18 protein-coding genes are annotated in these 16,387 nt (G+C 70.3%); 11 read left to right on the top strand and 7 right to left on the bottom strand.

Annotated features, from left to right (window positions below; translation table 11 throughout):
- Window positions 1-2 precede the first annotated feature (2 nt).
- Window positions 3-644 (bottom strand): copper chaperone PCu(A)C, encoded by a 642-nt coding sequence (locus ACGFSA_RS23065; RefSeq protein WP_393307029.1) that lies wholly within the window; start codon window positions 642-644, stop codon window positions 3-5.
- A gap of 106 nt (window positions 645-750) precedes the next feature.
- Here ACGFSA_RS23065 and ACGFSA_RS23060 point away from each other — a divergent pair, with 106 nt between their 5' ends.
- The 5 genes from ACGFSA_RS23060 (at window position 751) to ACGFSA_RS23040 (ending at window position 4,919) form a co-directional block, all read left to right on the top strand.
- Window positions 751-1,344: a copper resistance protein CopC gene (locus tag ACGFSA_RS23060; protein WP_393307027.1), complete on the top strand. Its 594-nt coding sequence runs from the start codon at window positions 751-753 to the stop codon at window positions 1,342-1,344.
- Window positions 1,345-1,442: 98 nt separating this feature from the next.
- Entirely contained in the window at window positions 1,443-1,634 is a 192-nt protein-coding gene (locus ACGFSA_RS23055) for a hypothetical protein (RefSeq protein ID WP_393307025.1), read from the top strand.
- 338 nt (window positions 1,635-1,972) lie between these two features.
- Window positions 1,973-3,052, top strand: coding sequence for an ABC transporter substrate-binding protein (locus ACGFSA_RS23050; protein WP_393307023.1), 1,080 nt, complete (start codon window positions 1,973-1,975; stop codon window positions 3,050-3,052).
- 59 nt (window positions 3,053-3,111) lie between these two features.
- A complete protein-coding gene (locus tag ACGFSA_RS23045) occupies window positions 3,112-4,131 on the top strand; it encodes a FecCD family ABC transporter permease (RefSeq protein ID WP_393307067.1) in 1,020 nt (339 codons plus the stop codon).
- A complete protein-coding gene (locus tag ACGFSA_RS23040; protein WP_393307021.1) occupies window positions 4,128-4,919 on the top strand; it encodes an ABC transporter ATP-binding protein in 792 nt (263 codons plus the stop codon). The genes ACGFSA_RS23045 and ACGFSA_RS23040 overlap by 4 nt, the downstream gene beginning before the upstream one ends.
- Window positions 4,920-5,037: 118 nt before the next feature.
- Here ACGFSA_RS23040 and ACGFSA_RS23035 read toward each other — a convergent pair whose 3' ends face one another.
- The 3 genes from ACGFSA_RS23035 to ACGFSA_RS23025 all read right to left on the bottom strand — a co-directional run bounded on the left by ACGFSA_RS23035 (window position 5,038) and on the right by ACGFSA_RS23025 (window position 7,466).
- On the bottom strand, window positions 5,038-5,739 hold the full coding sequence (locus tag ACGFSA_RS23035) for a sigma-70 family RNA polymerase sigma factor (protein ID WP_393307019.1): 702 nt from the start codon (window positions 5,737-5,739) through the stop codon (window positions 5,038-5,040).
- 147 nt (window positions 5,740-5,886) lie between these two features.
- Entirely contained in the window at window positions 5,887-6,675 is a 789-nt protein-coding gene (locus ACGFSA_RS23030) for a hypothetical protein (protein ID WP_393307017.1), read from the bottom strand.
- A 284-nt stretch (window positions 6,676-6,959) separates the two neighbouring features.
- Window positions 6,960-7,466: a pyridoxamine 5'-phosphate oxidase family protein gene (locus ACGFSA_RS23025; protein ID WP_393307015.1), complete on the bottom strand. Its 507-nt coding sequence runs from the start codon at window positions 7,464-7,466 to the stop codon at window positions 6,960-6,962.
- A gap of 226 nt (window positions 7,467-7,692) precedes the next feature.
- Between ACGFSA_RS23025 and ACGFSA_RS23020 the strand changes: the two genes are divergently transcribed.
- On the top strand, window positions 7,693-8,172 hold the full coding sequence (locus tag ACGFSA_RS23020) for a hypothetical protein (protein WP_393307013.1): 480 nt from the start codon (window positions 7,693-7,695) through the stop codon (window positions 8,170-8,172).
- Window positions 8,169-8,873, top strand: coding sequence for a vitamin K epoxide reductase family protein (locus ACGFSA_RS23015; RefSeq protein WP_393307011.1), 705 nt, complete (start codon window positions 8,169-8,171; stop codon window positions 8,871-8,873). Before ACGFSA_RS23020 ends, ACGFSA_RS23015 begins: the two co-directional genes overlap by 4 nt.
- Here ACGFSA_RS23015 and ACGFSA_RS23010 read toward each other — a convergent pair.
- Window positions 8,824-10,140, bottom strand: coding sequence for a globin domain-containing protein (locus ACGFSA_RS23010; RefSeq protein WP_393307009.1), 1,317 nt, complete (start codon window positions 10,138-10,140; stop codon window positions 8,824-8,826). The two genes, ACGFSA_RS23015 and ACGFSA_RS23010, sit on opposite strands and share 50 nt — an antisense overlap.
- Before the next feature lie 242 nt (window positions 10,141-10,382).
- On the opposite strand from ACGFSA_RS23010, the gene ACGFSA_RS23005 reads away from it, so the two are divergent.
- On the top strand, window positions 10,383-11,126 hold the full coding sequence (locus ACGFSA_RS23005; protein ID WP_393307007.1) for a response regulator: 744 nt from the start codon (window positions 10,383-10,385) through the stop codon (window positions 11,124-11,126).
- A 14-nt stretch (window positions 11,127-11,140) separates the two neighbouring features.
- Here the strand turns inward: ACGFSA_RS23005 and ACGFSA_RS23000 are convergent, their stop codons facing one another.
- Window positions 11,141-11,389, bottom strand: coding sequence for an ATP-binding protein (locus ACGFSA_RS23000; RefSeq protein WP_393307005.1), 249 nt, complete (start codon window positions 11,387-11,389; stop codon window positions 11,141-11,143).
- Between the two features lie 672 nt (window positions 11,390-12,061).
- On the opposite strand from ACGFSA_RS23000, the gene ctaD reads away from it, so the two are divergent.
- Window positions 12,062-13,708 carry a cytochrome c oxidase subunit I gene (gene ctaD / locus ACGFSA_RS22995; protein ID WP_393307065.1) on the top strand — a complete coding sequence of 549 codons (1,647 nt, stop codon included), beginning with the start codon at window positions 12,062-12,064 and terminating at the stop codon, window positions 13,706-13,708.
- Between the two features lie 53 nt (window positions 13,709-13,761).
- On the top strand, window positions 13,762-14,082 hold the full coding sequence (locus ACGFSA_RS22990) for a hypothetical protein (protein ID WP_393307003.1): 321 nt from the start codon (window positions 13,762-13,764) through the stop codon (window positions 14,080-14,082).
- 100 nt (window positions 14,083-14,182) lie between these two features.
- On the opposite strand, the gene ACGFSA_RS22985 is transcribed toward ACGFSA_RS22990, so the two are convergent.
- Complete coding sequence (locus tag ACGFSA_RS22985) at window positions 14,183-15,613, bottom strand: amidase (RefSeq protein ID WP_393307001.1); 1,431 nt, start codon at window positions 15,611-15,613, stop codon at window positions 14,183-14,185.
- A 130-nt stretch (window positions 15,614-15,743) separates the two neighbouring features.
- Between ACGFSA_RS22985 and ACGFSA_RS22980 the strand changes: the two genes are divergently transcribed.
- Window positions 15,744-16,364, top strand: coding sequence for a TetR/AcrR family transcriptional regulator (locus ACGFSA_RS22980; RefSeq protein ID WP_393306999.1), 621 nt, complete (start codon window positions 15,744-15,746; stop codon window positions 16,362-16,364).
- Window positions 16,365-16,387 lie beyond the last annotated feature (23 nt).

Below are 16,387 nucleotides of genomic sequence, written 5' to 3'. Positions count from 1 at the left end.
GGTCAGCCCTTCTTCATGCCGGGGCTGTAGTTCTCCTTGCCGCCAGCGAACGCCTTGGCGACGGCGGTGAAGCGCAGCGTCCGGCCGTCCTTGAGCGTCAGGGTCACGGTGATCTCGTCACCTGGCTTCACCGCCTCGGTCAGGCCCATCAGCATCAGGTGGTCGGCGCCCGGCTGGAGCTGGTGACTGCCCTTGGCGGGGATGACGAAGCCGCCATCCTTGGGGCGCATGACCGGCTTACCGTCCACGTCGGCGACTTCGTGCAGCTCTGTCTTCTTCGAGACGGTCGAGGCGGCGGACACGACCGTGAGCTGGGCGCCGGTGGTGTTGATCAGGGTGCCGAAGACGGCCGTCATTCCGGAGTCGGCGGCCTTCGCCCACGGGTCCTTCACGGTCACCGGCGCCGCCGCGGCCCTGGTGGGAGTCGTGGTGGGGGCGCCCGCACCGGAGGAGGACGAGCTGCTCGTGCCACAGGCGGTGAATGCGACGAGGGATATCGCCGCGCCTGTCGTGGCCGCGGTGAGGAGACGCAGGCGGGCAAAGCGACCTGGAACGGTGTTGGTGGCGGTGGTGCGCATGGCGTTGTCGGCCTTCGGTTCGGTTGCGGTATCGGTCCCGCAGTCACAGCAGTAGTCGGACCGCATCGACGGGAAGTTCCCGGGCGTGCACGACGAATTCCGGGGAACTTCCCGGAGGCTGGAGCCGACGTACTGGTATGTGAAGCGACGAATCCTCTCCCGTCCGGCTGCCATGCCGGCCCTCACGGCACTGCTGCTGGCCACATTGTGGGTTGCCCTGTCCTCGCCGCCGGCGTGGGTGCATGCGCAACTGCTCGGTTCCAGCCCGGCCACCGACTCCGTGGTGGCCAAGACGCCTGTCACGGTCACGCTGAGCTTTGACAGCCCGGTGAGGCAGGGGTACACGACGGTCGTGGTCGCCGGTCCCGACGGGACGTCCTACAGCGACGGTGCGCCGACGGTGGTGCATGGCGACGTACGGCAGAAGGTCAGCCCCCTGCCGAGGGGCAGGATCCAGGTGACCTGGCGAACCGTCGCAGCCGACGGAGCGCCGCTCCAGGGCCGATACACGTTCACCAACGCCGACAAGACCGCGGCCGCTCAGTCCGCGCCCGTGCGGACGGCGCCGTCCGCACCCGCGGCACAGGCTTCGTCCCCGCCCGCACGATCGGTGACATCTACCGGTTCGCTCGATGCCGGAGACTGGCCCTGGTGGGCAGCAGCGGGTGCGCTGGTGGCCGCCACGATGGCACTCCTGGCCGTCGGGGCCCGCCGATCCGCCGCCGCTCCCCGACCACCACGCCGAGAGGATCCACCGCGGCACTGAGCCACACGTGCATGTCCCGGCTCCCGCAGCTGAACGGGCCGACGCGAACCTCGCGCTGCAGCTGAGGCCGAACAGAGCGGTGCGCAACGGATCTCGGCGTGAGCACCATGGCCCTGTACCGGCATGTGACGTCCAAGGACGAGCTGGTGACGCGGTGTGAGGATGTCGAGCTCTGGTCCCGCGCCGACCGCTGTTCCGTGGTGGAGCACCGCGACGCGGTCGCGTCGCCCGCACCGTCGGTGCCGACCAGGCCCGGGGCGACCGGGCCGACGGCCGAGCCCACGCCGTAGGCGCCGGCGAAGACCGGCACCGGGAGCAGGAGGAAGCCGCACACCGCCGGAGGGGCAGGAATCGGACGAGCGCCGTCCTGCGTGCGGTCGCTGAACTCCGGTCCACGGAGGGGACCTCCACAATCTCGGCGTGGTCCGTGCGGGGTCTGCACGGCTCGTGGCTCAACAGGAGTCGGAGGCGAAGGAGCGCGGGTTTCAGCGGTGAAACGTGATGTGTCACCCGCTGCATGCGTGGTGGCAGATGTGGACGGCGGGAACTCGCGCACCGCCCTCTGCGACTGGTTCACCGGGTGACGGTGAACCGGCCGGCTCCTTGACGAGTGGATGGGAAGAGCGTGATGAAGTCTCGTGCGAGATACGGCGCGGTCGTCGCGGCGGTCGGAATGCTCCTGGCCGGCTGCGGCGGCGGATCGGGCTCCGGCGCCGTGGCCCCGACGGCCGAGGGAGTCAAGGGGCACGCGGAGGGCGGCTACCCGGTGGCCGTCGACGACTGCATGGGTGTGGCGACCGTCTTCGACGCCGCCCCGGCGAAGATCGTCACCAGCAACGCCTCCAGCCTGGAGCTGCTGCTCCGCCTGGGCGCGGGCGAGAAGGTGATCGGTACCGGCTTCCCGCCCGGCAAGGGCGCCCTGCCGGGCGAGCTGGACACCCAGGCCCAGAAGGTTCCGGTGCTCGGCCGCAGCGTGATCCCGAAGGAGAAGCTCCTGGGATCCGGCGCCGACCTGTACGTCGACGTCTTCGCCGCCACGGGGAACATGGGCGGGATGGGCGACGCCCCGACCGAGGAGGAGTTCAAGGCGGCCGGGATCAGGCACATCCACCTCAAGTCCACGGCGTGCGCGTCGATGAGCAAGGTCCCGGCCGCGGACCTGTCCGCCGTCGAGCAGGACATTCCTTCCCTCGGGGCCGTCACCGGCACGATGGGGAAGGCCAAGGAACTCGTCGCCGGGATGAAGGAGAAGACGGACGGGGTGGCCAAGGCGCTGGGAGCCACTCCGGACAGCGCCCGGCCCACGTACTTCTTCTTCGACTTCGACGCCGGAACCAAGCAGCCCGTCGCCGTGTGCAACCGTCAGGTGGCCAACGCGGTGATCACCCTCGCCGGCGCACGCAACGTGTTCGCCGACTGCGACGCCGACTTCAAGCCGGTGAGCTGGGAGGACGTCGTGTCCCGGAACCCCGACTGGATCCAGCTCGGTATCCGCAACCAGGGCAGCGAGGAAGCCGACACCAAGGCGTTCGACGAGGCACGGAAGTGGCTTGAGGGAAACCCGGCGGCCAAAGGGATGAAGGCAGTCCGGGCGGGCCACTTCCTGCGCATCCGCTCCGAGCACACCACCATTGCCGGTGTGGACAACGCCGCCACCGTGGAGGAGATCGCCAGGACCGTCCACCCGGACAGGGTCAAGGAGCGGTGAAGGTGAAGCAGACGCCGACACCCCGCACCGGCCGGGACGCTCCCGGCGAACGGCACACCGTGTTCCCGGGAGCCTTCGCGCTCGGGCTCGCGGTACTGCTGCCGGCGGCACTGACGGCCGCGGTGTCCTGGGGCTCCACGTCCATCCCGCCGGCGGACGTGTGGGGCGTGGTGGTCCGCCATCTGTCCGGTGAACCGCCGCGGCCCGGTACGGACGACCTGATCGTCTGGCAGCTGCGGGTGCCCCGGGCCCTGCTCGCCGCCCTCGTCGGCGCCGGACTCGGCCTGGTCGGGACCGCTGTGCAGGCCCTGGTCCGCAACCCGCTGGCCGACCCCTACCTGCTGGGCGTCTCCAGCGGCGCCTCGCTCGGGGCGGTCGGCGCGATCGTGCTGGGCGCCGGTACCGGAGGCGCGCTCGGGCTCGGCCTGTCCGGGGCCGCCTTCCTCGGCGCCCTCGCCACGTTCGCCCTCGTCTGGGCGGTGGCCCGGCGCGGCGGCGGTTTCGCGCCGCTGCGCCTGGTGCTGGCCGGGGTGGCCATCGGGCAGTTCCTGTCCGGCTTCACCAGCTACCTGGTGCTCCAGGCCGGAGACGAGCAGCAGACGCATGGCGTGCTGTTCTGGCTCATGGGCAGCCTCAGCGGGGCGAACTGGCCCCTGCTGGCGGTGCCCGCCGTCGCCGTGCCCGCCACGTGGCTGTGGCTCCAGGCCCGGGCCCGCGCCCTCAATGCCCTGCTGATGGGTGACGAGACCGCGGCTGGGCTCGGCGTCGACGTCACGCGGTTGCGGCGGGAGCTGTTCACGGCGACCAGCGTCCTCACCGGGGTGCTGGTCGCCGTCTCCGGCGCGATCGCCTTCGTCGCCCTGATGGTGCCGCACGTCTGCCGGCTCGTGGCGGGCGGCGACCACCGACGCCTGCTGCCGCTCTCGGCGCTCCTCGGCGCGCTGCTCATGGTCGTCGTGGATACCGTCTGCCGGACGGCGATGGACGCCCAGGAGCTGCCCATCGGCGTGGTCACCTCGCTGATCGGCGCGCCGGCCCTGCTCTACCTGCTGGACCGCCGGCTGCGGAGCGGCGCATGAGGATCGAGACGGAGAACCTGACCGTCGCCTACGCGGGCCGCACCGTCGTGTCGGGGGCCCACCTGATCGCCGCCGAGGGCGAGATCACCGGCCTGGTCGGCCCCAACGGCAGTGGCAAGTCCACGCTGCTGCGCACCGTCTACCGGCACCTGCGCCCGACCGCCGGCCGGGTGCTGCTGGCCGGTACCGACATCCGGGAAATGACCCCCGCCCGCTCGGCCCGCCATGTGGCGGCGCTCCCGCAGGAGCGCGGCGGAGATTTCGAGCTGACCGTACGCGAGGTGGTGGCCATGGGGCGTACGCCGTACAAGCGGGCCTTCGCCGGAGACAACGCCGCCGACCGTGACCTCGTCGACCGTGCCCTCGCCGACGTCGGCATGGACGGTGCCGCCGGACGGCGGTTCGCCGCCCTGTCCGGCGGGGAGCGCCAGCGGGTGCTGCTGGCCCGCGCGTTCGCCCAGGACCCGGACGTGCTGGTCCTGGACGAGCCGACCAACCACCTGGACGTCCGGCACCAGGTGGAACTGCTCGCCCTGCTGCGTGCGCAGCGCCGCACCACCCTGGTCTCGCTGCACGACCTCAACGCGGCCGCCTCCGTGTGCGACCGTCTGCACGTGCTGTACGAGGGCACGGTGGTCGCCTCCGGATCTCCGCGCGAGGTGATCACGGCCGAACTGATGGCGAGGGTGTTCGGTGTCCGGGCGGCCGTGGTCGACCATCCCCTCACCGGCGATCCGCTGATCGCCTTCGACCACCGGACTCCCGCCGGGGACCCGGTGGCTACCTGAGGGGAGCGGGCGCTGCCGGGAGCGCGGAGGGCGGGCAGGACGTGTACACCAGTCCTGCCCGCCCTCCTGCGTGTGCCGAAGCGGACTGGCACGGGCCGTCAGGGGCCGTGCCGTGGCGTCACGCCGGGGTGGCCAGGAGAAGGCGCTCCCGCGGCGCCGGGCCGATGTTCCGGTTGCCCCGCGGCGCGGGCGGGGGGTCCTGCGTGGCCGCCGTCGGTTCGTCATCGGTCAGGAGAGCGATGAGGTTCAGGCGGGCGCGGGACACGCGGGAGCGGACGGTGCCGATGGGGCAGCCGACGGCGGCCGCCGCTTCGGCGTAGCCCAGACCGAGGAGCTGGGTGAGGACGAACGCCTTGCGGCGTTCGGCGGGGATCAGGGCCAGGAGTTCGGCCAGGGCGATGCGGTCCTCGAACCCCGGGACGCCGAGCGGCTGGGCCTGTTCGGCCGCGGTCTGCCAGTCGTCCCGAGCCGAGAGCCGGGGGCGGGCGGCGGCGTGACGCAGGCTGTCCACGACAGTGCGGCGGGCGATGGTCAGCAGCCAGGTCCGGGCCGAGGAACGGCCCTCGAAGCGGTGCAGCGCGGCCAGGGCGCGCAGGAACACGTCCTGGGTGAGGTCGTCGGCAGCCTGAGGGTCGGCGCTGAGGTAGGCCACGTACCGCCACACGTCGTACTGGAGCGCGCGCACGAAGCGGTCGGCCTTGACGGGGTCCCCGTCGCGGGCGTCGAGGGCCAGCCTGGTTGCCTCCGCGTCGGATTCCGGGGTGCGCCGGGACGGCTTTCGGCCGCCCGGACGGTTCTGGGTGGGCAGGGCAGGAGTCATTGCCACAGGTCCTTACGGGCAAAGGGTTTTCCGGCGGGCCGCGTGCGCGGCGGAACCGGTGAAGGGGGTACGGCCTGCCGGAGGGCATGGCCGATGCCCGAGGCGCGACGGAACGGAGCCGTCAGCGCGCGCTCGGGGAACCGGCTGTCACAGGACAGCGGTTCCCGTCGGCGGACCCCGTGAGGTGATGGCGTGGACGAGGAGCAGCCGCCGCGGGCGCCGGGCGCCGAAGTCCCGGCGCACCCGCACACGAGGCTGGTCCGTCACCGGCACGAACAGGCCGAAGAGCACCCGCAAGGGAGCCCTGAGCCAGCCCGCGAGAACCCGCAGGCAGCGGAAGAAGCCCTGTTCCGCGTAGGCGAGCCAGAGGCCGCAGAGCACGGCGGCCAGCAGGTGCGCGGCCAGCATGCCCGTAGGGGACATCGCGGCCATGTCGTGGCCCGCGCCCGGTGTCAGGACGCCGGGCGGCGAGGACCCCATGTGGTGCATGGCGTGGCCGCCGAGGGCGTCCGTCGCCGCGGTGCCGGGCGGCGGCTGGGACACGAGCCGGCCGAGACCGGCGTTGTCGACGATGCGCAGGGCTTCCTCGGCGGACAGCTCCCCCTGGCTGCCCAGGCCACAGGTCAGGTGCGCGGCCCACTGCCGGGCGAAGGAGTTCCCGGCCGGCAAGGAGGGCTGCACGACCGACTGGGCCAGCGAGAACAGCGAGTGGAGCACGGCCTGTACCGCCACCGTGGCCGCGGTGACCGTGAGCAGACCGCGTTCGCGGCCGGCCAGGGCCCACGCGGCCGCGGCCGTCCCGGCGAACGCGGGCAGCAGCGCCCACCAGGGGACTGTGGTACCCGACATGAGGACGTGGCCGACGGCCGCGAGCAGCACGCAGACGGCCGCGAACATCGCGGCCCGCACGGCTCGGGAACAGTGGCCTGGCTTCATGGCGGGTTCATCCTCGCACCCGCTCTTCGAGCCCCGCAGTGGGTACGCACTTCCCGACAGGATGTGACCCGCCGGCTCCAGGACGAGGGACGTCCAGCCGTGCGTGGGCCAGGACACAGGGGATGACCGGGAACCGGAGCGCCGCGCCGGCCGCCGAGGCCGACGATCCCCAGGGCCCGCTGGACACTTCGGCCACGGCCATCACCGCGGTGGCCCTGCTGAAACCCGCCCGCGTGCCCGGGGACCGGTCGTCGCGGACGCCGCTTCCTCACTCGGACCCTGCATCAGACCGTCAGCCGGATCCCGGTGACCAGATGCGGACGGATGCGGACCGCACAGTCCATCACCCGGTCCGACCAGGGCCTGATCAGTCGCTGGTAGCGCATCAGGGCATCCGGATCGGTCACGGGGCGGCAGTAACCCGTCGCGACGACGCTCCAGCCCAGATGGGTCAGCGGATCGATGTCATCCGCCTGGTAGGCGACCACGACTCCCCGGTCGCCATGGTGCCGGGCCTGGGCGAACAGGTCCGAGTGCTGATGTGTCCGGATGACGATATGACCGAGGTCCAGCAGATGGTTCACCGGCCGGACCGCGGGCAGCGCGCGCTGGGTGAAGACGATCCGCCCGAGCGAAGCCCCGCCGAGCAGGCTCAGCGCCTGAGCGCCCGTCAACTCGACCGTGCGGCGTGGTCCGGTGGCCGCCGGGCCGTGAGCCGGGCCCGACGCCGACGACGTGGGCGCGGCCGCGGGCACGGACCGCTGGGGCGACTGATGACCTGCGTGGCTCATGGGGCGGCCTCGTCTCCTGATCTGCTCACCTGCCGTACGAGTACATCGCGCGCTGCCATCCCCACGCCAGGGCCCAACGGCCCTAGCGGCGCCGGACGTCCGATGGGTTCACTGCAGTGGACCGCATGCCACGGGCCGGTCCAACGGCGGCTCCGGGGGCCGGGCCGTGGCCGGTGGAGCGTTCGGTCGGAGCGGGCGGTGCGGATGTGTACAGGAAGGGAATGCGTTGATCGCGGTCGTCGGACACAGAGACCTCAACAACAGAACTCTGGCGCTGGTGGAGGCTGAACTGAGAGCGCGGCTGGACTCCGTGGCAGAGGGCATGGCCGCTCTCGTACGGGTCGGGGCCGGGCTGCCGGTCGTGTTCGGGCGCGCCGCCCGGGAGGCCGGACGGAAGCTGACGGTACTGCTGCCGGCCCAGGGCGCGGTGCCCGCGGTGCTGCCCGAGCGGGATAGGCCGGCCGCAGGGGAACTGCTGGTCCTGGCCGAGAGCGTACGGCTGCTGGCTTTTGATCCGGCCGACCGCAACGCTTGTGTCAGCGCCGATGAACGTCTGGTGGAGACGTGCCGGACCCTGCTTGCGGTGTGGGACGGTTCGCCGTCGGACGGCCGGGACGCCACCGCACATCTGGTTGCCTTCGCCCGGGCGCGTGGAATCCGGGTGGAGGTCGTCTGGCCGGACGGCTCCGTGCGGGGGTGGGCATGAGCGCGTCGGCGCGTGAGTCGGAGATGGTGGCGGAAGCCCCCGAGGCCGATGACCGGGAGGTTCGCTCCTCCGAGGACCGGGCGCACGACGGTGCTTCGGGGACGAGCGACGCACGGGAGCGGATCGGGGCGCGCCGGGGATTCGCATGGCTGCTGGTGATCACCGCCGCGCTCGGGCTGCTGGGCTCCTTCGTGATCACTACCGACAAGTTCGAACTGCTCGCCGACCCCGGCTTCGTCCCCGCCTGTTCGCTGAGCCCCGTGGTGTCCTGCACGGACGTGATGCGCAGCGAACAGGCGTCGGTGTTCGGCTTCCCCAATCCGCTCATCGGGCTGATCGCCTTCGGGGTGGTGATGGGGACCGGCGCAGGCCTGCTGGCAGGTGCGCGCTACCGGCGGTGGTACTGGCTGGGGCTGAACCTGGGCACCCTGTTCGGCGTCGGCTTCTGCATGTGGCTGATGACGCAGGCGCTGTACGACATCGGCGCGCTCTGCCTGTGGTGCGCACTCGTGTGGGTGGCCACCATCTTCATGTTCTGGCACACCACCGTGCACAATCTGCGCCATGGCGTCCTGCCGGCCCCACGCGCCCTGGTCGCGGCGGTCCTGGAGTTCCCCCTTGTGGTGCCGGTGACGTGGTGCCTGGCCATCGTCATGCTGATAGCAACCCGGTTCTGGTCGTACTGGCAGACGTTTCTGTGACCCATACGGTGTCGTGATGGATGTGCGTGGCCGGGACTCCGGCGGTGGTCAGCCGGCCGGCGACGGCCCGCGCCAGGTCTGTTGTGGATGCCTCGGGTGCCAGGGCCAGATAGACGTGGTGCCGGGCGGCGGCCCCGGGTCGCTGCACCGGTATTCCGGCCAAGGCCCGCAGGCCGGGATCTGCGGAGGGACCGGCCGGATCGGTCTGACCGGCCGTGAGGACGGTCAACCAGGGGCGTCCGCGCCGGAACGCCTCCAGGAACGCCGCGTCGTACCCGCCCTCACCCACCCCTTCGTCCAGCAGCAGACGCACCCGGTGGGCACGGAACCGTTCGGCGTCGATCTGCTGGAGCAGCGCCTTCATCGCGGCCCATCCGGTACCGGAGGCGATCAGCACAACGTCGGCGGACGGAGTGCGATCGGGCAGGGCAAGGGCGCCCCGCGGTGCGCTGAGGCGGACAGTGCCGCCCTCCCGCGTGCCGTGCACCAGCGCGTCACTCACCCCGCCGGCACCCCGGGCCCGTACATGGAACTCCAACTCGCCGTCCGGATGCGGTGCGCGGGCCAGATAGTAAGGACGCCATGCCTGCTCCAGGAGTGGCGACTCCAAGGACGCGAACTGCCCGGCCCTGAAGGCGTAGGGCTGATGGGGGCGCACCCTCAGCACCGCGAGATCCGGCGTACGGAACTCGTGCGAGGTTACCGTCGCCCCCCAGCTCGGCGGTTCGGCGATCGCCTCGTCCGCGCCCCTGACCATCGACGAAACGGCCAGCCGCAGCATCCGCAGCCAGGCGTCCTCCAGGGCACCCGTCCACCGGGCACCCGCACGCATGCGCAGCGCCTCGATCAGCGCTGCCTCGAACGCTTCGAAGTGCGCGGGGCGTACGCCGAGCTTGCGATGGTCGCGACCCAACTGCGCGAAGGTGCCGATCACCTCGTCTGTACGGTGCAGATTGCCGATCAGATAGCGGAAGATTCCGGCGAGATGGGCCTGCTGGAACGCCATCGACTCGGGGAACAACGACCGCAGATACGGTTGCCGCTCGAACAGGACCCGGTACAGTTCGGCGATCAGCTCCTCCAACGGGCTCACCAGAGGCAGGAATGCGCTGATCAACTGCTGGTCGGACGTTCCGTCGTACGGCTGCGGTGCCTCGGCGCACCACGGTTCGGCGCCGACTCCGTCCGGGGACAGGATGCGTCGTCGCAGCCGCATCGCGTCATGCCGCGCGAGCAGTGCGTGGTAGTCCTCGCTCGGAGTGTTCATGGACCGGTGACTCCTTGGAACAGCACGGTGGGGTGGTCGGGACACATAGACGTCCGTAGCGCCCGGACGATCTCGGCGGCGTCAGTATGGCACCGCGTCCAGCCTGCCGACCGGCCCTGGCCACAGAGCCTTTCGGCCCTGGTCAGAGCCTGTTCGACATGCTGTGACACCCCGGCGAACCGGTCTGCGGCCGGAAGGACATACTGGTCCAAGCTCCCTTCCCCGAACCGATCGAGCATGGTGTGAATGACCTCGCGAAATCCCCGCTGAGTACGACGCCGCAGTCCGCGGCCCCCGTACGCGTCTTCATCCTCGACGACCACGAGGTCGTCCGGCGCGGCGTACGCGATCTGCTGGAGGCCGAAGACGGCATCGAGGTCGTCGGCGAGGCGGCCAACGCCCGGGAGGCGTTGGCCCGCGTACCGGCCAGCGGGCCACAGGTCGCCGTACTGGACGTTCGGCTCGGAGACGACACCCGCGGTGACCACGCCGGTATCGAGGTGTGCCGGGAACTGCGTGCCCTCATGCCCGAACTGGCCTGTTTGATGCTGACGTCGTTCGATGACGACGAGGCACTGTTCGACGCCATCATGGCGGGTGCGGCCGGCTACGTACTGAAGCAGATCAATGGAGCCGATCTGATCGCCGCGGTACGCACGGTCGCGTCCGGCACCTCGATGCTCGACCCACGGACGACCGCTCGTGTGATGGCACGGCTGCGGGGCCCCCAGCGGACCCCCGCCGAGGAGTCGGAGACATCGGAACTGGACCAGCTCACGACCAGGGAGCGCCAGATCCTGGACCTCATCGGCGAGGGCCTCACCAACCGCGAAATCGCGGAACGCCTCTTCCTGGCCGAGAAGACCGTCAAGAACCGCATCTCCTCGATCCTCGCCAAACTGGGCGTCGGCCGCCGGATTCACGCCGCGATGCTCGTCGGCCGGATCAAGGACCGCCAGGAACAAACACCGGTCCGGCGAATCTGACAGGTGTTCAGGCGTCAGTCGTGGAGGGGGACGCGCCACATGATCCGGGTGCCGGCGTCCGCCGGCACCTCGATGGCGAGTGTGCCGCCGCACAGTTCCGTCCGGGTACGCATATTTACCAGCCCACCGCCGCGCCTTGCCGGCCGGCCGTCGTCATCGACCGCTGTCGGCGTTCCGGGAGTGGTCGTGTCACTGTCCGGGATGCCGATGCCGATGCCGTTGTCCGTGACGGTCAGAGTCACCGCGTCGTCGGCTGACAGCACGATGTCGATAGGACTCGCACGGGCATGGCGGGACGCGTTGGACACAGTCGGAGTCCCGGCCATGGGCGACGGCAACGGTGAGGCGCTCCTCGGTCGCTGATGCCGCCGGAGCCGCTGAGAGGGGCGCGGAACCGGGCCGCGCCGTGGGCAGCAGAATCGCCGCCCGGTCGGCCCCCGCCACTTCCATCGCCCGCTCGGCGATCAGATGCAGCACCTCGTCGGCGTCCGTCCCCGAGAGCAGGGTGGCGGTGTGGTTCCGAAGGCCGGCGCGGGCAGGGCCGGTCGGCTGCCGAATGTGTACGGAAGTAGGGCCGGTCGGCCCCGTGGGAGGTGCCCGTCGGTCCCTGGAGAGCGTCGCGCGCGGCGGCCAGCATGGTGCGGTCGGGAAGGTCCGGTCCGTCCCCTCGAGATCCGCCGGACCTTCCCGACCGCTCCCCGGACATGCCCCCGTGCGGCCGGGGAGTGCTCGGAGAACTGCCACAGCTGGAGGACACGGTCCCGGTGGACGCAATGGAATCGCAGGGCAATCAGGCCGCCCACACATATGGCCCCAAGCCCCCCGGCCCCGGGGACGACCCCACCGGCGCGCAGGCCGCCACCGCCGACGCGCAGGCCGCCACCGCCGACGCGGAGGCCACCTCGGCCGGTCGCCGGCCCGCTCGGTCGGGCAGCATGCAGCCCGGCACCGATCTGCCGGGCCGTTCCTCGCGCGGCCGGATCGTCGTCTCGTGGCTCACGACGACGGACCACAAGCAGATCGGCACGCTCTATCTCGTCACCGCGTTCTTCTTCTTCCTGGTCGGCGGCGCGATGGCGCTGGTGATGCGCGCCGAACTCGCCCGTCCCGGTACGCAGATCATGTCCAACGAGCAGTTCAACCAGGCATTCACGATGCATGGCTCGGTGATGCTGCTGCTGTTCGCCATGCCGCTGTTCACGGGATTCGCCAACTGGCTCATGCCGCTCCAGATAGGCGCACCCGATGTGGCCTTTCCGCGACTGAACATGCTGGCCTATTGGTTGTTCCTCTTCGGCTCACTGATCGCCGCCGCAGGGTTTCTCACCCCTCAGGGTGCTGCCGACTTCGGCTGGTTCGCCTATGCTCCGCTGTCCGACGCCACCCATTCCCCGGGCATCGGCGCCGATATGTGGATCATGGGCGTGGCGCTGTCCGGCTTCGGTTCCATTCTCGGAGCGGTGAACTTCATCACCACCATCATCTGTATGCGTGCTCCGGGAATGACCATGTTCCGGATGTCGATCTTCGCCTGGAACGTACTGCTGACCGCCGTACTCATCCTTCTGGTCTTCCCGGTCCTCGCCGCAGCACTTCTCGCGCTGGAGATGGACCGGAAGTTCGGCTCGCACATCTTCGATGCTGCCAACGGGGGTGCGCTTCTGTGGCAGCACCTGTTCTGGTTCTTCGGGCACCCGGAGGTCTATGTGCTGGCTCTGCCGTTCTTCGGCATCGTCTCCGAGGTCATTCCGGTCTTCTCCCGGAAGCCGATGTTCGGCTATATCGGTCTCATTGCCGCGACGATAGCCATTGCCGGTCTGTCCGTCACCGTCTGGGCCCACCACATGTATGCCACCGGTGGTGTACTGCTGCCCTTCTTCTCCTTCATGACCTTCCTGATCGCCGTACCGACCGGAGTGAAGTTCTTCAACTGGATCGGCACGATGTGGAAGGGATCGCTGTCCTTCGAGACGCCGATGCTGTGGGCCACCGGATTTCTGGTCACCTTCGTCTTCGGCGGACTGACCGGTGTCATCCTGGCCTCACCGCCACTTGACTTCCACGTCACCGACTCGTACTTCGTGGTCGCCCACTTCCACTACACACTCTTCGGCACGGTCGTCTACGCGATGTTCGCCGGATTTCATTTCTGGTGGCCGAAGTTCACCGGAAAGATGCTCGACGAGCGCCTGGGGAAGATCACCTTCTGGGTGCTGACGGTCGGATTCCACCTCACCTTCCTCGTGCAGCACTGGCTCGGCGTGGAGGGAATGCCCCGCCGGTACGCGGACTATCTCGCCGCCGACGGTTTCACCGCCCTCAACACCCTGTCCACCATCGGCTCATTCCTGCTCGGGCTGTCGTTCCTCCCCTTCTTCTACAACATCTGGAAGACCGCCCAGTACGGCAAGAAGGTAACCGTCGACGACCCCTGGGGTTATGGCCGCTCCCTGGAATGGGCCACCTCCTGTCCTCCTCCCCGCCACAACTTCATCGCCCTGCCCCGTATCCGCAGCGAGTCCCCGGCCTTCGATCTGCACCATCCGGAGATCGCCGCACTCGACCCCGCCGTATCGCACTGACCCCTGACCCCGCCCACCACCGCAATCCCCGCCCCCGAGGAGAGTGCTGACCGATGTCCCATGGTGTTCTGGCGCTCGGCGTCGCCGTGCTCTGCGTATCAGGCAACGTCTGGTACCTGCCCGCTTGCATCGATCTGCGTGCGGGCCAGGACCGGCCGCGGTCCCGCCGGCTGGTCGCGGCCGCGGTGCTGGCCGGGTGGGGATCGGCGGCCCTCACGATGCTTGTGCTGCTCATGCCGGTCACCCTGGCCGCGGCCGCGCTGGTGGCGGTCACGGGTACCATCACCACGGTGTCCCTGGCCGTCCGCGCGCGGCTGTGCCGAGGCCAGGAGCAGTGTGAAGAGGCAGCCCGCTGGGCCGCGCTCTTGCGCTGACAACCGAGTTCGCTTCTCGATGCCCGACCTCACCTGCCTTTGAACCCACGTCCGCTCAGGAGTCCGTGCCCTCCGCACGGACTCCCGGGCCGCCAAGGGCTCAATCAGCCCTGACCCCCACACGTGGGTCGACCGGTGTGAGAACTCCGAGCCGGTCCTCGATCGCCTGCGCCGCGTCCAGGCACAGGTCCTCCCGGAACGCGCGCCCGACGATCTGCACGCCGGACGGCAGTCCGTCGACCACTCCGGTCGGTACGGCCACGCCGGGAACCCCCACGAAACTGGTGACGGTGCACAGGCGCATGGCCGAGCCGACCCGGTCCCGTCCGGCCCGGTCGCGCGACTCCAGCCCCGGAACGACCGGTGGCTCGGTGAATACCGGGCCGAGCAACAGCGGGTATTCGTCGAGGAATTCGGCCCATGAGCGGCGGATGTTCATCCAGGTGCCCATCAGCTTCATGAACTCGTCCGCGCTTGCCGGCGGGGTCTGCTCCATCATCATCTCGATATAGCGGTCCCCGCCTGCTCCGAGCAGCTTCCGGACCACCGGCCAGGTCGCAGCGAACTCGGTCACGGTGATCCGGCCGTACGCCTCGAGTGCCTCGTCCAGCCTCGGAACGTCCTGCACCTCCCGCACGTCGTACCCGGCGTCGCGCAGCGCCCCGGCCGCGGTCTCGACCGCTCTGCGAACCGTGGGGTGAACGCCGTGCCCACCCGGGTCCGCCACGACCGCGATCTTCACCGGTCCGGGGAGTGGTTCGCCGTAGGCAGGTACCGGTACGGCCCGCGGGTCGCGCGGGTCGGTTCCGGCCAGCACCTCGTACGCCAACCGGAGGTCGCCCACACTCCGCGCCAACGGGCCGTCGGTGACCAGCATCTGGGACGCCGGGCCGGGGTCGTCGGGGCCGAGGACGCGGTGGTCCGCGGGGAAACGCCCGGTTGTCGGCTTCAGCCCGGCCACTCCGCAGAACTGGGCCGGGATGCGCACCGATCCACCGGAGTCGTTGCCGAGCCCGAGCGCTGCCATGCCCGTGGCGACGGCCACCCCGTCGCCTCCGCTGGTGCCGCCCGGGGTCCGGCCGCGGTCCCATGGGTTGACCGTGTCGCCGAAGAGTTCGCTTCGCGTGTGCATCCCCGCCAGGATCAGGGTGGGCATGTTGCTGTGCCCGATGGGGATGGCCCCGGCCGCTCGCAGCCGGGCCACCGGGGGTGCGTCGGCCGATGCCACCAGATTACGGAAGCGCTCCGTGCCGAACGTGGTCGGTACACCTTCGACGGCGGTGCTCTCCTTCACCGTGAACGGCACGCCCGCCAGCGCCCCCAGCGCTTCACCGGCTGCCCGTCGGCGGTCTGTCCGCGCTGCGGCGGCGCGTGCGCGCTCCGCCAGGAGCTGCGTGACCGCGTTCACCCGCGGGTTGACCTCGGCGATGCGCTCCAGGTGGCTGTCGACCAGTTCGACAGCCGAGACATCTGCGCGGCGCACCGCCTCCGCCTGCGCGGTGGCCGGCATCTTCCACAGGGCGTCATGCATGCGCTCGTTTCCTTTCTCGTCGATTTTCCGATGCACTTGCATCGGAACTGTAGCCCGTGAATCGATGCGAGCGCATCGGATAAAGTGAGCTGCGGAACGGAGCACCGTGGAACCAGGGAGGCGACCGGGCATGCCCAAGCAGGTGGATCACGTAGACCGGCGTCGCCGGATCGCTGAGGCCGTCTGCCGACTCGCCGACGAACGCGGGCTGGAGGGAGTGACCCTTCGAGACGTCGCCGCCTGTGCGCAGGTTTCGATGGGCGCCGTTCAGCGATGCTTCCGAACCAAGGAAGAGATGCTCGTGTTCGCTCTCGGGTACATCGGCGAGCGGATCAGTGAGCGCGTACAGGCCCGCCTCGTCAGGAGCCCGGCCCAGTCGGCCGGCACGGCCCTGGCGCATGCGGTGACCGAGATCTCACTGCTCCAGGAAGAGCACCGCGCCGAGGCCAGGGTCTGGCTCGCCTTCGTTGCGCAGGCGGCTGTCAGTGAGGCCCTTGCGAGGACGCTGAAGGCGAACTACGCAGCCCTGCAAGAGGCGTTCACCCGCCTCGTCTCGGAAGCCGGCGAGGGCGCCGACTGTGCCGTGCCCCTCGATCCGCGACGCGAGGCCCGCACCCTCCTCGCCCTTGCGGACGGCCTCACCGCGCACGTTCTCATCGGCCATCTCACCCCGAGAGAGGCGCAGGACGTCCTCCACGCGCACCTGGGCGGCCTCTGGGAGCGTCCGGTCCGGCCGCCTCGCACCACGTGAACGTCCCCCGCCCAGGCGTACTC

Source organism: Streptomyces sp. NPDC048496 (assembly GCF_043200055.1).
Classification (GTDB): domain Bacteria; phylum Actinomycetota; class Actinomycetes; order Streptomycetales; family Streptomycetaceae; genus Streptomyces.
The sequence above is the reverse complement of the archived record's forward strand: the minus strand, read 5'-3'. Positions and strand labels throughout refer to the sequence as shown.

What these genes read in the sequence shown, in the direction of transcription:
- ACGFSA_RS23065 (WP_393307029.1), bottom strand. Translation starts at nt 644, where the DNA reads ATGCGGTCCGACTACTGCTGTGACTGCGGGACCGATACCGCAACCGAA.
- ACGFSA_RS23060 (WP_393307027.1), top strand. Translation starts at nt 751, where the DNA reads ATGCCGGCCCTCACGGCACTGCTGCTGGCCACATTGTGGGTTGCCCTG.
- ACGFSA_RS23050 (WP_393307023.1), top strand. Translation starts at nt 1,973, where the DNA reads ATGAAGTCTCGTGCGAGATACGGCGCGGTCGTCGCGGCGGTCGGAATG.
- ACGFSA_RS23040 (WP_393307021.1), top strand. Translation starts at nt 4,128, where the DNA reads ATGAGGATCGAGACGGAGAACCTGACCGTCGCCTACGCGGGCCGCACC.
- ACGFSA_RS23035 (WP_393307019.1), bottom strand. Translation starts at nt 5,739, where the DNA reads ATGACTCCTGCCCTGCCCACCCAGAACCGTCCGGGCGGCCGAAAGCCG.
- ACGFSA_RS23030 (WP_393307017.1), bottom strand. Translation starts at nt 6,675, where the DNA reads ATGAAGCCAGGCCACTGTTCCCGAGCCGTGCGGGCCGCGATGTTCGCG.
- ACGFSA_RS23025 (WP_393307015.1), bottom strand. Translation starts at nt 7,466, where the DNA reads ATGAGCCACGCAGGTCATCAGTCGCCCCAGCGGTCCGTGCCCGCGGCC.
- ACGFSA_RS23015 (WP_393307011.1), top strand. Translation starts at nt 8,169, where the DNA reads ATGAGCGCGTCGGCGCGTGAGTCGGAGATGGTGGCGGAAGCCCCCGAG.
- ACGFSA_RS23010 (WP_393307009.1), bottom strand. Translation starts at nt 10,140, where the DNA reads ATGAACACTCCGAGCGAGGACTACCACGCACTGCTCGCGCGGCATGAC.
- ctaD (WP_393307065.1), top strand. Translation starts at nt 12,062, where the DNA reads ATGCAGCCCGGCACCGATCTGCCGGGCCGTTCCTCGCGCGGCCGGATC.
- ACGFSA_RS22990 (WP_393307003.1), top strand. Translation starts at nt 13,762, where the DNA reads ATGTCCCATGGTGTTCTGGCGCTCGGCGTCGCCGTGCTCTGCGTATCA.
- ACGFSA_RS22985 (WP_393307001.1), bottom strand. Translation starts at nt 15,613, where the DNA reads ATGCATGACGCCCTGTGGAAGATGCCGGCCACCGCGCAGGCGGAGGCG.
- ACGFSA_RS22980 (WP_393306999.1), top strand. Translation starts at nt 15,744, where the DNA reads ATGCCCAAGCAGGTGGATCACGTAGACCGGCGTCGCCGGATCGCTGAG.